We start from the raw sequence: 14,306 nt of genomic DNA on the forward strand, positions 1-14,306 counted from the left end.
GCTTATTCACCACCTTCGCGGCGACGCACAACACGTGCCTTCATCGGGAGCTTGTGGATTGCCAGGCGCATTGCCTCGCGAGCCACTTCTTCGGACACACCGGAGAGTTCAAACATGACTCGACCCGGCTTGACATTTGCGACCCACCACTCGGGCGAACCCTTACCGGAACCCATACGGGTTTCAGCGGGCTTCTTGGTCAGCGGACGGTCGGGATAAATGTTGATCCAGACCTTACCGCCACGCTTGATGTGACGGGTCATTGCGATACGTGCAGCCTCAATCTGGCGGTTGGTCACGTATGCGGGCGACAGGGCCTGAATGCCCCACTCACCGAAGCTAACCTCGGTGCCGCCCTTTGCGAGACCATTACGCTTGGGGTGGTGCTGCTTGCGGTACTTTACTCGACGGGGAATAAGCATTTATGCCTCACCGTTCTCTGCAGTCTTGGCCTCGACCTTTGCCGAAGCGTTCTCGTTGCGGCGCTCGCGACGAGGACCACGGTTGCCCTGGCGGCGGCGGTCACCATCGCGGCGGTTGCCACGGCGGTTGTTTGCTGCCTGCTGAGCTGCCAGCTCCTTGTCGGTCAGGTCGCCCTTGTAGATCCAGACCTTCACGCCGATGCGACCGAAGGTGGTCTTAGCCTCGAAGAAGCCGTAGTCGATGTTCGCACGCAGGGTGTGCAGGGGCACACGACCCTCGCGGTAGAACTCGGAACGGGACATTTCAGCGCCACCCAGGCGGCCGGAGCACTGGATACGAATACCCTTTGCGCCTGCACGCTGTGCGGACTGGATTGCCTTCTTCATGGCACGGCGGAATGCAACACGCGATGCGAGCTGCTCTGCGATGCTCTGTGCAACCAGCTGAGCGGAGAGGTCGGGGTTAGCAACCTCGAGGATGTTCAGCTGAATCTGCTTGCCGGTGAGCTTCTCGAGCTCGCCGCGGATGCGGTCTGCTTCTGCGCCACGGCGGCCAATCACGATACCGGGACGAGCGGTGTGGATGTCCACACGCACGCGGTCACGGGTACGCTCGATCTCGACCTTTGCAACGCCTGCGCGATCCAGGTTCTTTGCCAGCAGCTCGCGGATCTTTACGTCCTCGCGGACGAAGTCAGCGTAACGCTCGCCGGGCTTGTTGGAATCAGCGAACCACTTGGAGACGTGGTCAGTGGTGATGCCCAGTCGGAAACCGTTCGGGTGAATTTTCTGACCCATTTAGCGGTCCTCCTCCTTCTCCGGGGTAGCAACTACCACGGTGATGTGGCTGGTGCGCTTGTTGATTCGGTATGCGCGACCCTGAGCGCGGGGCTGAATGCGCTTCATGGTCGGGCCCTCGTTCACGAATGCTTCGCTGATGAACAGCTCTTCCTCGCGGAAGGGCAGACCCTGCTGGGTTGCCTTCTGACGAGCGTTAGCTACTGCCGAAGCAACGATCTTGTATACCGGTTCCGAAGCTGCCTGGGGGGCGAACTTCAGAATCGCCAGAGCCTCTTCCGCCTGCTTACCACGGATCAGGTTGACGACACGGCGGGCCTTCATAGGCGTAACGCGAACATAACGCGCTGATGCCTTGGCTTCCATTGCCTATCTCTCTTTCGTCTATTGCCGAAAGGGAAACGTTAGCTTATCGGTGTGGACCGATTAGCGACGCTTGCCCTTACGGTCGTCCTTCACGTGGCTGCGGAAAGTGCGGGTCGGAGCAAACTCACCGAGCTTGTGACCAACCATCGACTCGGTGATGAACACCGGCACGTGCTTGCGACCGTCGTACACTGCGATGGTGTGACCGAGCATGTCGGGGATAATCATCGAGCGACGCGACCAAGTCTTGATTACGTTCTTGGTGCCCTTCTCGTTCTGAGCTGCAACCTTCAGGTAGAGGTGCTGATCAACGAAAGGGCCCTTCTTCAAACTACGAGGCATGTTTCAGGCTCCTTAGCGCTTCTTGCCAGTACGACGGCGACGAACGATGAGCTTGTCGCTTTCCTTGTTGGGACGGCGGGTACGACCCTCGGGCTTACCGTTGGGGTTAACCGGGTGACGACCACCGGAGGTCTTACCTTCACCACCACCGTGCGGGTGGTCAACCGGGTTCATGACCACACCACGGACGGTCGGGCGGATGCCCTTCCAGCGGTTACGGCCAGCCTTACCCCAGTTGATGTTGGACTGCTCAGCGTTGCCAACTTCACCAACGGTTGCGCGGCAGCGAACATCCACGTTGCGGATTTCACCGGAGGGCAGACGGAGCTGACCGTACTTGCCTTCCTTAGCAACCAGCTGTACAGAAGCACCTGCGGAGCGAGCCAGCTTTGCGCCGCCACCGGGACGGAGCTCGACACAGTGAATCACGGTACCAACGGGGATGTTGCGCAGGGGCAGGTTGTTACCGGGCTTGATGTCAGCTGCGGGGCCGGACTCGACGATGTCGCCCTGAGCGAGCTTGTTCGGAGCGATGATGTAGCGCTTGGAACCATCGAAGTAGTGCAGCAGCGCGATGCGAGCGGTACGGTTGGGATCGTACTCGATGTGTGCAACGCGTGCGTTAACGCCGTCCTTGTCGTGACGACGGAAGTCGATCAGACGGTACTGGCGCTTGTGGCCGCCACCCTTGTGACGGGTGGTGATGCGACCGGTGTTGTTACGGCCGCCGGTCTTGTGAAGCGGACGAAGCAGGGACTTTTCCGGGGTGGAGCGGGTGATCTCGGAGAAATCAGCAACGCTCGAACCGCGGCGACCCGGGGTCGTCGGCTTGTACTTACGAATACCCATTTAGATATTTCTTCCTTCGTTAAAGTGGTCTCCGCGGGGCTTATGCCTGCGGACCGCCGAAGATGTCGATGGTGCCTTCCTTGAGGGTCACAATCGCACGCTTGGTGTTCTTGCGAGCGCCCCAACCGAAACGGGTGCGCTTGCGCTTGCCCTGACGGTTGATGGTGTTGACGGAAGCAACCTTGACGTCAAAGATCTTCTCGATGGCCTGCTTGATTTCCAGCTTGTTGGAATCGGTAGCGACCTCGAAGGTGTACTTACCTTCGTCGAGCTGACCGTAGCTCTTCTCGGAAACGACGGGAGCGATGATCACGTCGTATACAGACTTGGTGGAAACGCTCATTACTTAGCGCCCTCCTTCTTCTGAGCTGCAGCAACGAATGCGTCGAATGCTGCCTTGGTGAAGACCACGTCGTCCGAAACCAGCACATCGTAGGTGTTGAGCTGGTCTGCGTACAGAACGTGGACGTTCTCCAGGTTACGTGCGGACAGAGCCACAACGTCCTCTGCACGAGCAATCACAAGAAGGATGTTCTTGCGCTCGGTGATAGCTGCGAATGCAGCCTTTGCAGCCTTGGTCGAGGGAGTCTCACCGGAGATGAAGTTCTCGACAACGTGGACGCGGTCGTGACGAGCGCGATCGGAGAGAGCACCGCGCAGTGCAGCGGCAATCATCTTCTTGGGGGTGCGCTGTGCGTAGTTACGCGGGGTCGGACCGTGAACAACGCCACCGCCGGTCATGTGCGGTGCACGGATGGAGCCCTGACGTGCGTTACCGGTACCCTTCTGCTTGAAGGGCTTACGGCCTGCACCGGAAACCTCGCCGCGGTTCTTGGTCTTGTGGGTGCCCTGGCGTGCAGCAGCGAGCTGTGCAATGACAACCTGGTGCAGCAGGGGCACGGATGCCTGCGCGTCGAAAATCTCTGCGGGCAGGTCTACCTTAAGGGTCTTAACAGCCATGATGTATTAGGCTCCCTTCACAGCGGTACGAACCAGAACAACGCCGCCCTTGGGACCGGGGATTGCGCCCTTGATCAGCAGGACATTGTTCTCTGCGTCCACACCCTGGATAGTCAGGTTCAAGGTAGTGTGACGTGCTGCGCCCATACGGCCAGCCATGCGCATACCCTTGAACACGCGTGCGGGGTAGGATGCGCCACCGATGGAACCGGGCTTACGGTGGTTCTTGTGCTGACCGTGAGACGCGCCAACACCCTTGAAGCCGTGACGCTTCATAACACCTGCGAAGCCCTTACCCTTGGTCTTACCAACGACGTCGACCTTCTGGCCTGCTTCGAAGAGCTCAACGGTCAGTTCCTGACCGAGGGAATACTCAGAAGCATCTGCGGTACGCAGCTCGACGATGTGGCGACGGGGGGTAACACCGGCCTTCTCGAAGTGACCAGCCAGGGGCTTGGTAACCTTGCGAGAGTCGATTGCACCGAAACCGATCTGAACAGCTTCGTAGCCGTCAGTTTCCTGGTTACGGATCTGGGTAACAACGTTAGAATCAGCCTTGACGACGGTGACGGGCACGAACTTGCCGTCCTCGTCCCAGACCTGGGTCATGCCGAGCTTGGTGCCCAGCAGGCCCTTCACCTGGCGCTCGAATTTGTTAGTCATTAGATGCGATCCTCTACAGCTTGATCTCGATGTTTACGTCTGCCGGCAGGTCGAGACGCATGAGGGCATCAACAGCCTTGGGGGTCGGATCAACAACGTCGATCAGACGCTTGTGCGTACGCATCTCGAAGTGCTCGCGGCTGTCCTTGTACTTGTGGGGAGAACGAATAACACAGTAGACGTTCTTCTCGGTCGGCAGCGGCACGGGGCCAACTACAGTTGCGCCTGCACCCTTGACCGTTTCGACGATTTTCCGTGCCGAAGAATCAATGACCTCGTGATCATAGGACTTCAGACGGATGCGGATTTTCTGTCCCGCCATCTGTCGGACTCTCTTTCTTGATGTATTCCCTGTATCGGAGCTTTTGCCCCTTTGTTATAGCGCTTAAGGAACGCGATATATTCATCACGTGCGCCACTCAGAACGGACTGAATCCGGCTTTGCCGGGTTCCTCACCCCGCCTGAGTACCGACCCCCGAACTCGGGCGTGTCGCCTATTTTCTAGACAAACTCGTCCCGTCATCCTTCGGACCGGGTCATACGTGGGCCTACCTTTAGTGCAGGTAGACGCTTTGACAACGTCGTCAATTCTCTCAGAGTTAGAGCCCTGATGCAATACGAACACAAGTTAAGTGCTTAAGAACACTTAACTGTTGCTGTCAACCTGAGGATACTCCCGCGATGTAACTCTCAGGGAGCTTTCAATCTACTTTCAGTAAGTTCCATGCGCTTTATTGCTCTTAATAAAGCTTTTAGGCCTAAAGACTCTCGTATCGTAGAAGTATCACTACAGCCTAAGGAGAAACCATGTCTCAGCCGACACAACCTCATCAGGCATCCTCTAGCTCTCACTCTTCGTCTCAGAGCCCTCAGTATGCTCAGCCGCAAGGTCTCGGCTTGTACGTTCCCCCGTCCCTATCGAGTCCGTATCCTCAGCCTCCTGCGCAGCGACGCCGGGTCAATGAGGATATCTTCCTCAATATTGTTCTGTACATCGGCTCGCTCCTGCTCATCGGCGCTGCAGGTCTTTTTGTCACCTCGGTGACTTCTTCTCAGGATGAAACGGCTATCTTCCGTGTCCTCGCAATGGCGCTTGGAGCAATTGTCTTCTACGGAGCCGGTCTGCTCACCTACCGTTTCGTAGAGCGCCTGCGTATTGCCTCCTACTCTTTTGCAGCAACGGGTCTTGCGTTTATTCCTCTGACCGGCGTTGCTATCTATGTCCTCAAGATTTGGACTGAAGGACGCTACATCTGGCTCCTCACGTCTCTGGTTGGCACTGCAGCTATTGTTGGAGCCTGCGCCCTCATGCGTAACCGTGTGATGGCGTACCTGCTGATTTCGTTCATCGTTTCGGACTCGTTGGCAGCTACGAAGGTGGCGGCTCTGCCTTTCGTTTGGTATTTCGTTTCTCTGACTGCCGTTGCCACTGTTCTGGGTTTGATTCTGCACTTTGCCCCGAATGCTGCCCCGAAGGGTATCCGCGAAGGTCTTGTTGATTCTTCCCGTATTTTCGTCCCGGCTACTGCCGTCGCCATTTTCTTCTTTACCAACGATCTGAGCTACACGGATGCAGGTATTGCCTTTGCGGTCATGTCTGTGCACGCCATTCTGTTCACCTGGCTGAACGGCACGGCGGATTACTACGCCCAGGCACGCATCTACCCGATTGCATCCATTCTCTCCTTCATCATGGACTCGGATCACGGCCCGTGGTTCCCCAGTATCTTCTTCGTCTCTGTTCTGGTTGTTAACCTGATTTCTGCCTACGTATTTATTCCTCGTCTGCAGAAGACTATTGCTGATTCCGCTCCTGCTGCCGCTGAACAGTCCGAGCAGGTGCAAAGCACCCCGGCTATCCCCTGGGCGAAGGAAGCTCTTCACCAACCCGCTCGCAAGATAGAGTGGTTGCCGGCAATTGACGCATGCGTCGGCGTATTCTTCTCCTTCTTTGCTCTCCTTGATGCCTTCTACACTGCTCACGTCGCTGATAGCGTTACCTACGCAACGCGCTGGAGCACTTTCCTTCCCTATGCAGAGGGTAATCAAGGTGTCTTCCCCGCGCCCTGGGTTATTGGTGTCCTCTGCATTGTCAGTTTCTTGCTGTACCGCAAGGCAATTCAGCCTCTGGTGCTCATGAGTTTTGTAGCGCTCATCCCGGTCATTGGCATGTATGCTTCCCCTGGCAACCAGGGAACGTTCTACCTCTTCTTTGCCGCGGCTGTAGTCATCTATCTGGTCACTGCTAAGGCTCCCGAGGCACGTACTGCTGGAGCGGTACTGAGCAACATCGGTTATGCCATTGGTATGATTCAGCTCTTCCTCGCTCTCATTCCTGAGATGCAGACTTCTGAGTCACTTTTGATGTTTGCGTTGGTCTGCGCCGCTATTGCGCTACTGACTTTTGTCCTCTCTCAGGGCGTTGCAGCGCAGAACGCAAGCTACCGTCTTGTAGAGATGTCGACGTACCTCTTCTTGGGCGTTTTTGCTCTCTTCGTGGGGTACGTAGCTAACCATGCTGATGGCGGAGCACATGGCCGATTCTGGGTTGGTTTCCCTCTCTTCTCGGGTGCCGTCCTCTTCTTGAGCGTCCTGAGCGCTCTTATTCTGGCCCGCGCGCTACGACTTTCGGATGTTGGTTCCTTCCGCTCCACGCTTGTCATGTTTGTCCGTATCGCGTTCTACGCGACTCTGCTTATCGCGACGATTGGCTCGCGACACTACCTGCTGTACGACTTGCAGAAGGAGTACATTGCTGTAGCATTGCCGGCGCTCCTGACCGTCGTTTATGGTGCGCTTGGTTTCTTTATGCCGGTTGGCTCTTCGATTCGTTCGGAGCTACTCACCGTTGCGCGGTTCCCCATCTGCTGGTCGGTCATTCTGCTCGCGATCACCGGCAATATAAAGGAATCGCTCGTAGACTTCCTCGTACTTGCGCTGCTGGCGGTTCAGGCTCTGTGCAGCGTGCTACTCTACGCGTACTCCAAGCGAAACTACGAAGCATACGCGGCGGCGATTTTCTTCACGCTCGGTTCTGTCCTGAGCGCAGGCCGTTTCATTGGCGATTTTGATAATCTTCTGTTCGCGGTAGCAACTCCTGCTATCTTCATCTCTGTATGGGTGCTTGCCCTTATCTTCAGGGTCTCCCGCATGCAGATTGGTGCCTCCATCAGCATCACGACTTTCTGCATCGGTGCTCTGTGGAATCTCTTCAACACGAGGGAAAGCACAATGGAGATGACTCTTCTGGGCTACTACGCTCTGATTGCCGTCATCACCCTGTTCGTTCTGAAGGTCACGCTCCCGGTTGAGGTCTTCGGTGTGAGGGCAAATGTTCGTCCTCGCATCGCTGTTCCGGCCGGTAATACGATGGTTGATTTGCCGATGCACGGCCCGCTGGGTGCCCCCTACGCGCGTTTCATGTCTCGCCGTCCCCTGAGCCAGGGTATCTATGCACCGGTCAATACGCTGCTGATGATTCCCGCTCTGGCGGTGCTGGGATTCTACACCTTCGTTGGGTTGGTTTTTGAGCCCAGGCAGGTGGAGCTCAACGCACTTCTCTGGGGTCTGGGTGCTCTGTCCTTCGTATCTGTCACCAAGGCGAAGAACCTGCCGATTGTCTGCACCACGGCGTTCAGCCTCTTCATCGCCCGTCTGGTCATTGATTACTCGAAGTCCAACCCCCTGAGCGTCATTCTTGAGGTTGCTCTCCTGATTCTGCTGGCTGTTGTGGCAGCCAAGGTTCTCAAGAACTTCATCGCAAAGAGGCCTGTAGATACGCAGGTATCGGATTCTCCTCTGTACTGGGCTTTGGGTCTGCAGGTGTTCCTCACCCTGGTAACGTGGGCAGTTCCCGCTGATGGTCCGGATATCGTGGTGTTGGTACTCGGTATTGCCCTGACTCTCCTGAGCGCTCTGCTGCTCGACCGAGTCTGGACCTATATCGCAACTGCTCTGGTCACCCTCGACCTGGCAATTTTGCTCAACGGTCTGAACCCGCTGACCCTGCTAATCATCTCGATTTTGCTTATTGCCGGCGTTATCTGGCGTCTGCTGGCGCGACAGAATAAGCAGGATGTGGTAGCTCCGCACCAGGGTTCTGAGCAGCTCGAGGACTTCCCGCCGTCTCAGAATCAGCCGGGTATGTACCCTCAGAGCAATGTCCAGATGCAGCAGCCCCCGGCTCCTCAGCAAGGCTACGAGCCTCGTCATGAGGAAAACATCTAGCTATCAGCACGTATAGGTTCTATTCCTACGGCATTCTGTAGTAGGATTACCTATGTCCCTTCCGAGGGGCAGTCATTCGAATTGCGGTTCCCAGCCTTCGGGCTGGGAACCGTTTTTCTTTGTCCGAAGATTTTATATTCCTATCTGCAGGGTCTTTAGACGCTCCCCCGCCGTAAGCCGGTCCGCATGACCCAGCTTCTGTCTCCGAGCCAGCAGATCTCTGAACGGAGTAGGCAGTCGTTCCTCTGCTCCCCTGCCCCAGGGCTTTCCACATCCAGCTTCTTTCCATATCCAGGAGTTCAGAATCTACGGCTAGAGGGTACGGATATGTCATACCGCCGCCGGGGAGGGTGTTCCCTGCCGTTACAGATTCACCGTAAACTCCACTATCAGCCACGCATACCCCCTCAGAAGCCTTGAGCGGCTACTAGGACGAACTGATAACGCTCAGAGCGGTTTCGTACAGTCCAGCAGATAATGCCGTTCTCTCCTTTGCCAGAGCCTTCAGCAACCCGCAAAAGGGCATAACAAAAGGACCCCCGCAGATGCGGGGGTCCTTGAGTATCGCTACCTGATGGAGAGTCTCCCCTCCGGCAGATTTTTAGCGAATTGTCGTAAATTTACGGCAATTACTTGATGATCTTGGTAACGCGACCCGAACCAACGGTGCGGCCACCCTCACGGATAGCGAAGCCGAGGCCCTCTTCCATTGCGATTTCCTGGATCAGGGTAACGGTCATCTCGGTGTTGTCACCGGGCATAACCATCTCGGTGCCCTCGGGGAGGGTGATAACGCCGGTCACGTCAGTGGTACGGAAGTAGAACTGAGGACGGTAGTTGGAGTAGAAGGGGTTGTGACGGCCACCCTCATCCTTGGAGAGGATGTAGACGTTTGCCTCGAACTCGGTGTGGGGGGTGATGGAGCCCGGCTCCACGACAACCTGACCACGCTCGACATCGTCACGCTTCAGACCACGGAGCAGCAGACCACAGTTCTCGCCTGCCCATGCTTCGTCGAGCTGCTTGTGGAACATCTCGATACCGGTAACGGTGGTCTTCTGGATCGGGCGGATACCGACGATCTCGACCTCGGAGTTGATCTTCAGGGTACCGCGCTCTGCACGACCGGTAACAACGGTGCCACGACCGGTGATGGTGAAGACGTCCTCGATGGGCATGAGGAAGGGCTTGTCCTTCTCACGCACGGGGTCCGGAATGTAGGTGTCGACTGCGTCCATGAGCTCCTCGACCTTAGCAACCCACTCGGGGTCGCCTTCGAGAGCCTTCAGTGCGGAAACGCGAACAACGGGAGCGTTGTCGCCGTCGAACTCCTGCGAGGAGAGGAGGTCACGGACCTCCATCTCGACGAGGTCGAGGAGCTCTTCGTCGTCAACCATGTCTGCCTTGTTCAGTGCAACCAGCAGGGTGGGGACGCCAACCTGGCGAGCGAGCAGAACGTGCTCGCGGGTCTGTGCCATGGGGCCGTCGGTAGCTGCAACCACGAGGATTGCGCCGTCCATCTGAGCCGCACCGGTAATCATGTTCTTGACGTAGTCAGCGTGGCCGGGAGCGTCAACGTGTGCGTAGTGGCGCTTCTCGGTCTGGTACTCGATGTGAGCAATGTTAATGGTAATACCGCGCTGGCGCTCCTCGGGAGCGGAGTCGATCATACCGAAGTCGCGCTTCTCGTTCAGGTCCGGGTACTTGTCAGCCAGAACCTTGGAGATTGCTGCGGTCAGGGTGGTCTTACCGTGGTCAACGTGACCAATGGTACCGACGTTAACGTGAGGCTTGGAGCGCTCGAACTTAGCCTTAGCCAAGAGTGTTCCTCCTAGAACGATTGAAAACATGCACGCGGATCTTCGCTCCGGCGCATCCCGTTATAAAACGGTCTAGCGTCTACAATAGCGGATTACGCCGCAGAGATGAAACTGTTCATGCTCTCAATAATGGATTTAATTGAAAATTTTGGCGTGGGCCACAGGTTTTTGGCCCGTGGCCCACGGACAAGACGCGGAAATTACTCGCCGCGGCTCTTCTGAATGATCTCGTCAGCGACGTTCTTGGGAACCTCGCCGTAGCTATCGAATGCCATCGAGAACACTGCACGACCCTGGGTCTTGCCACGCAGGTCGCCAATGTAACCGAACATTTCGGTCAGGGGCACAATAGCCTTGATGATCTTAACGCCGGATGCGTCCTCCATGGAACGAACCTGGCCACGGCGGGAGTTCAGGTCGCCGATAACGTCGCCCATGTACTCCTCGGGGGTACGAACCTCAACGTCCATCAGCGGCTCGAGCAGGACCGGGTTAGCGCGCTTAGCGCCTTCCTTGAAGACCATCGAACCAGCGATCTTGAACGCCATTTCGGAGGAGTCGACGTCGTGGTAAGCACCGTCGATCAGGGTTGCCTTCACGCCCACCATCGGGTAGCCAGCGAGGACACCGAACTTCATAGCGTCCTGGATACCAGCGTCGACCGAGGGGATGTACTCGCGAGGAACGCGGCCACCGGTGACCTTGTCCTCGAACAGGTACAGCTCTTCGCCATCCAGGGGCAGGGGCTCGAAGGAGACCTGCACCTTTGCGAACTGACCGGAACCACCGGTCTGCTTCTTGTGGGTGTAGTCGACCTTCTCGACTGCCTTCTTGATGGTCTCGCGGTAAGCAACCTGAGGCTTACCAACGTTAGCCTCAACCTTGAACTCACGCTTCATACGGTCAACGATGATGTCCAGGTGCAGCTCACCCATACCACCAATTTCGGTCTGACCGGTTTCTTCGTTCAGCGAAACGGTGAAGGTGGGGTCCTCAGCGGAAAGCTTCTGGATAGCGGTGGACATCTTCTCCTGGTCACCCTTGGTCTTGGGCTCGATAGCCACGAAAATCACGGGGTCGGGGAAGGTCATCGACTCGAGAACGATCGGGTGTGCGGGGTCGCACAGGGTGTCACCAGTGGTGGTGTCCTTCAGACCAATCGCAGCGTAAATGTGACCTGCGGTAATCTCCTCAACAGGGTTCTCCTTGTTGGAGTGCATCTGGAAGAGCTTACCGATGCGCTCCTTCTTACCCTTGGTGGAGTTCAGAACCTGCTGGCCCTGAGCTGCAACACCGGAGTACACGCGGGTGTAGGTCAGCTGACCGTAGAACGGGTGAGCTGCAACCTTGAATGCCAGTGCTGCGAAGGGCTCGTCAGCGGATGCCTTACGGGTCAGCTTCTCTTCCTCGTTGGAGGGGTTGGAGCCGACAACGTCCGGAACGTCCAGCGGGGAGGGCAGGTACTCAATCACAGCGTCCAGCATGGGCTGAACACCACGGTTCTTGAATGCAGAACCACAGAGAACGGGGAATGCCTCGCCTGCGATCACGAGCTGACGGATACCAGCCTTGATCTCGGGGATGGACAGCTCGCCCTCTTCGAGGTACTTCTCCATAAGCTCTTCGCTAGCCTCAGCAACAGCCTCAACCAGCTCAGCGCGGTACTGCTCAGCCTTCTCAACCAGGTCAGCGGGGATGTCCTGAACCTCGTAGGAGGCACCCATGGTCACGTCACCCTTGGCGTCGCCAGGCCAGACGTATGCCTTCATTTCGAGCAGGTCAACAACACCGAGGAAGTCGCTCTCAGCGCCGATGGGGAGCTGAACAACCAGCGGGCGTGCACCCAGACGGTCGATGATGGTCTGAACGGTGAAGTAGAAGTCAGCACCCATCTTGTCCATCTTGTTGACGAAGCAGATACGGGGGACATCGTACTTGTCAGCCTGGCGCCAAACGGTCTCAGACTGGGGCTCAACACCTTCCTTGCCGTCGAACACAGCAACTGCGCCGTCGAGGACGCGCAGGGAGCGCTCAACCTCAACGGTGAAGTCGACGTGACCGGGGGTGTCGATAATGTTGATCTGGTTGTCCTTCCAGAAGCAGGTGGTTGCTGCGGAGGTAATGGTAATACCTCGCTCCTGCTCCTGAGCCATCCAGTCCATAGTGGACGCGCCATCGTGAGTCTCACCGATCTTGTGGTTAATACCGGTGTAGAACAGGATGCGCTCAGTGGTAGTGGTCTTACCGGCGTCGATGTGCGCCATAATACCGATGTTGCGGACCTTGTTCAGGTCAGTGTACACATCATGTGCCACGTTTTTCTCCCTAAATGAGATACTCCGAAAGCCTGACGGGAAACCCGGCAGGCTCTAAACGGAGAATTACCAGCGGTAGTGTGCGAAGGCCTTGTTGGACTCGGCCATCTTGTGAGTGTCCTCGCGACGCTTCACAGCGGCACCGAGACCGTTGGACGCATCCAGGATCTCGTTCATCAGACGCTCAGTCATGGTCTTCTCGCGGCGCTGCTTCGAGAAGCCAACGAGCCAGCGAAGAGCCAGAGCGGTGGAACGGCCGGGGCGAACCTCAACCGGAACCTGGTAGGTTGCACCGCCAACGCGGCGGGAGCGAACCTCGAGAGAAGGCTTGATGTTGTCCATTGCCTTCTTCAGGGTTGCGACCGGGTCAGAACCGGTCTTCTTCTCGACACCCTCGAGGGCGCCGTAGACGATGCGCTCTGCGACGGACTTCTTGCCGTCCAGCAGAACCTTGTTGATCAGCTGAGTGACCAGAGCAGAACCGTAAACAGGATCGTTTACGAGGGGACGCTTGGGAGCGGGACCCTTACGAGGCATTACTTCTTCTCCTTCTTAGCGCCGTAGCGGGAGCGAGCCTGGCCGCGGCCCTTAACACCCTGGGTATCCAGAGCGCCACGAACGATCTTGTAGCGAACACCGGGGAGGTCCTTCACACGACCACCGCGAACGAGCACGATCGAGTGCTCCTGCAGGTTGTGACCCTCACCGGGGATGTATGCGGTAACCTCGACGCCGCCGTTGAGCTTGACACGAGCGACCTTACGCAGTGCCGAGTTCGGCTTCTTCGGGGTGGTGGTGTACACACGGGTGCACACGCCACGCTTCATGGGGTTGCCCTTCAGTGCGGGCGCCTTGGTCTTAACGACCTTGGGAGTCCGGCCCTTGCGGACCAGCTGCTGAATAGTAGGCACGTTTTCTCCGTTGCTTGATCAGGTTTCTCGTTAGAGAAGCCCGTATAAACTTACTGGCCCCCATCACGTTGGATGGGTGCTCTCGGTTATCAGAAACGCTCGGATGCATATCCGGTTGGTTTCTATAGGTTCCTCGACATCTCGGCGAGTTCTCAGGGCTAAAATTCCTCACCGTCAGAGGTGAAAAAGTTTTTGGGCACGCTTAAAAATGGCATTTAGGCGTCAGCAAAAAGCAACACCAAAGGACGGTATCCATACTGCCATTGATTCATCATGCCCGTGCCCTCGGGATAATCCCGCGTAAACCCACCGGGGGTGGATCCTTGTGCACCGAGCTCAAGTACTTCGGATAAGACTATACAGGTTAAATCCCACTTAATCTAGCGCCAGATCTGGGATTCTTCGCTTTAATGCCCCGCCCAAGGGGTTAAACCCAATGATTTACCTCACTTAAATTACATTGTTGGGATTTACTCCTCCCTCGCCACCTTCTTGACGCACTTTAAAGCAGAAAGCCGCCAAGAACCATCTCAATGATTCCTGACGGCCTCAACAACTGCGGGAGGCGAGCGCAAAACTGCACCCACCTCCCGCAAGAGAGTATTCAGTTATAGGTTCACCGTAGCGACTGC

General features: G+C 56.8%; 14 protein-coding genes. 1 reads left to right on the plus strand and 13 read right to left on the minus strand.

The features are described 5' to 3' along the window. Positions 1-2: 2 nt before the first annotated feature. From rplP to rpsJ, 9 genes are read right to left on the minus strand one after another with little or no spacing between them, the layout of a single operon-like run. On the minus strand, positions 3-422 hold the full coding sequence (gene rplP, locus RQ593_RS03490; RefSeq protein ID WP_044150210.1) for a 50S ribosomal protein L16: 420 nt from the start codon (positions 420-422) through the stop codon (positions 3-5). Beyond that, positions 423-1,220 (minus strand): 30S ribosomal protein S3, encoded by a 798-nt coding sequence (gene rpsC / locus RQ593_RS03495; protein WP_049331911.1) that lies wholly within the window; start codon positions 1,218-1,220, stop codon positions 423-425. Further along, a complete protein-coding gene (gene rplV / locus RQ593_RS03500; RefSeq protein ID WP_311449276.1) occupies positions 1,221-1,586 on the minus strand; it encodes a 50S ribosomal protein L22 in 366 nt (121 codons plus the stop codon). A 60-nt stretch (positions 1,587-1,646) separates the two neighbouring features. Further along, positions 1,647-1,928 carry a 30S ribosomal protein S19 gene (gene rpsS, locus RQ593_RS03505; RefSeq protein ID WP_004005282.1) on the minus strand — a complete coding sequence of 94 codons (282 nt, stop codon included), beginning with the start codon at positions 1,926-1,928 and terminating at the stop codon, positions 1,647-1,649. A 12-nt stretch (positions 1,929-1,940) separates the two neighbouring features. After that, positions 1,941-2,777 (minus strand): 50S ribosomal protein L2, encoded by an 837-nt coding sequence (gene rplB, locus RQ593_RS03510; protein ID WP_005504961.1) that lies wholly within the window; start codon positions 2,775-2,777, stop codon positions 1,941-1,943. Positions 2,778-2,817: 40 nt separating this feature from the next. Further along, complete coding sequence (rplW, locus tag RQ593_RS03515) at positions 2,818-3,120, minus strand: 50S ribosomal protein L23 (protein ID WP_005504959.1); 303 nt, start codon at positions 3,118-3,120, stop codon at positions 2,818-2,820. Then, the gene (rplD, locus tag RQ593_RS03520; RefSeq protein ID WP_049347280.1) at positions 3,120-3,737 is read right to left on the minus strand and encodes a 50S ribosomal protein L4; all 618 of its coding nucleotides are present in this window, start codon (positions 3,735-3,737) and stop codon (positions 3,120-3,122) included. Before rplD ends, rplW begins: the two co-directional genes overlap by 1 nt. A 6-nt stretch (positions 3,738-3,743) precedes the next feature. After that, positions 3,744-4,400, minus strand: coding sequence for a 50S ribosomal protein L3 (gene rplC, locus RQ593_RS03525; RefSeq protein ID WP_005504955.1), 657 nt, complete (start codon positions 4,398-4,400; stop codon positions 3,744-3,746). 13 nt (positions 4,401-4,413) lie between these two features. Continuing rightward, complete coding sequence (rpsJ, locus tag RQ593_RS03530; RefSeq protein ID WP_004005287.1) at positions 4,414-4,722, minus strand: 30S ribosomal protein S10; 309 nt, start codon at positions 4,720-4,722, stop codon at positions 4,414-4,416. A gap of 576 nt (positions 4,723-5,298) precedes the next feature. On the opposite strand from rpsJ, the gene RQ593_RS03535 reads away from it, so the two are divergent. After that, entirely contained in the window at positions 5,299-8,628 is a 3,330-nt protein-coding gene (locus tag RQ593_RS03535; protein ID WP_311449838.1) for a Fe2+/Zn2+ uptake regulation protein, read from the plus strand. Between the two features lie 629 nt (positions 8,629-9,257). Here the strand turns inward: RQ593_RS03535 and tuf are convergent. The 4 genes from tuf to rpsL form a co-directional block, all read right to left on the minus strand. Next, complete coding sequence (gene tuf, locus RQ593_RS03540) at positions 9,258-10,448, minus strand: elongation factor Tu (RefSeq protein ID WP_005504946.1); 1,191 nt, start codon at positions 10,446-10,448, stop codon at positions 9,258-9,260. Positions 10,449-10,648: 200 nt separating this feature from the next. Continuing rightward, positions 10,649-12,763: an elongation factor G gene (gene fusA, locus RQ593_RS03545; RefSeq protein ID WP_311449839.1), complete on the minus strand. Its 2,115-nt coding sequence runs from the start codon at positions 12,761-12,763 to the stop codon at positions 10,649-10,651. 66 nt (positions 12,764-12,829) lie between these two features. Further along, complete coding sequence (gene rpsG, locus RQ593_RS03550; protein ID WP_005504941.1) at positions 12,830-13,300, minus strand: 30S ribosomal protein S7; 471 nt, start codon at positions 13,298-13,300, stop codon at positions 12,830-12,832. Next, complete coding sequence (gene rpsL, locus RQ593_RS03555; RefSeq protein ID WP_005504939.1) at positions 13,300-13,674, minus strand: 30S ribosomal protein S12; 375 nt, start codon at positions 13,672-13,674, stop codon at positions 13,300-13,302. The genes rpsG and rpsL overlap by 1 nt, the downstream gene beginning before the upstream one ends. Between the last annotated feature and the right edge of the window lie 632 nt (positions 13,675-14,306).

Origin of the sequence: uncultured Rothia sp. (assembly GCF_963507905.1) — a bacterium.
Lineage (GTDB): Bacteria > Actinomycetota > Actinomycetes > Actinomycetales > Micrococcaceae > Rothia.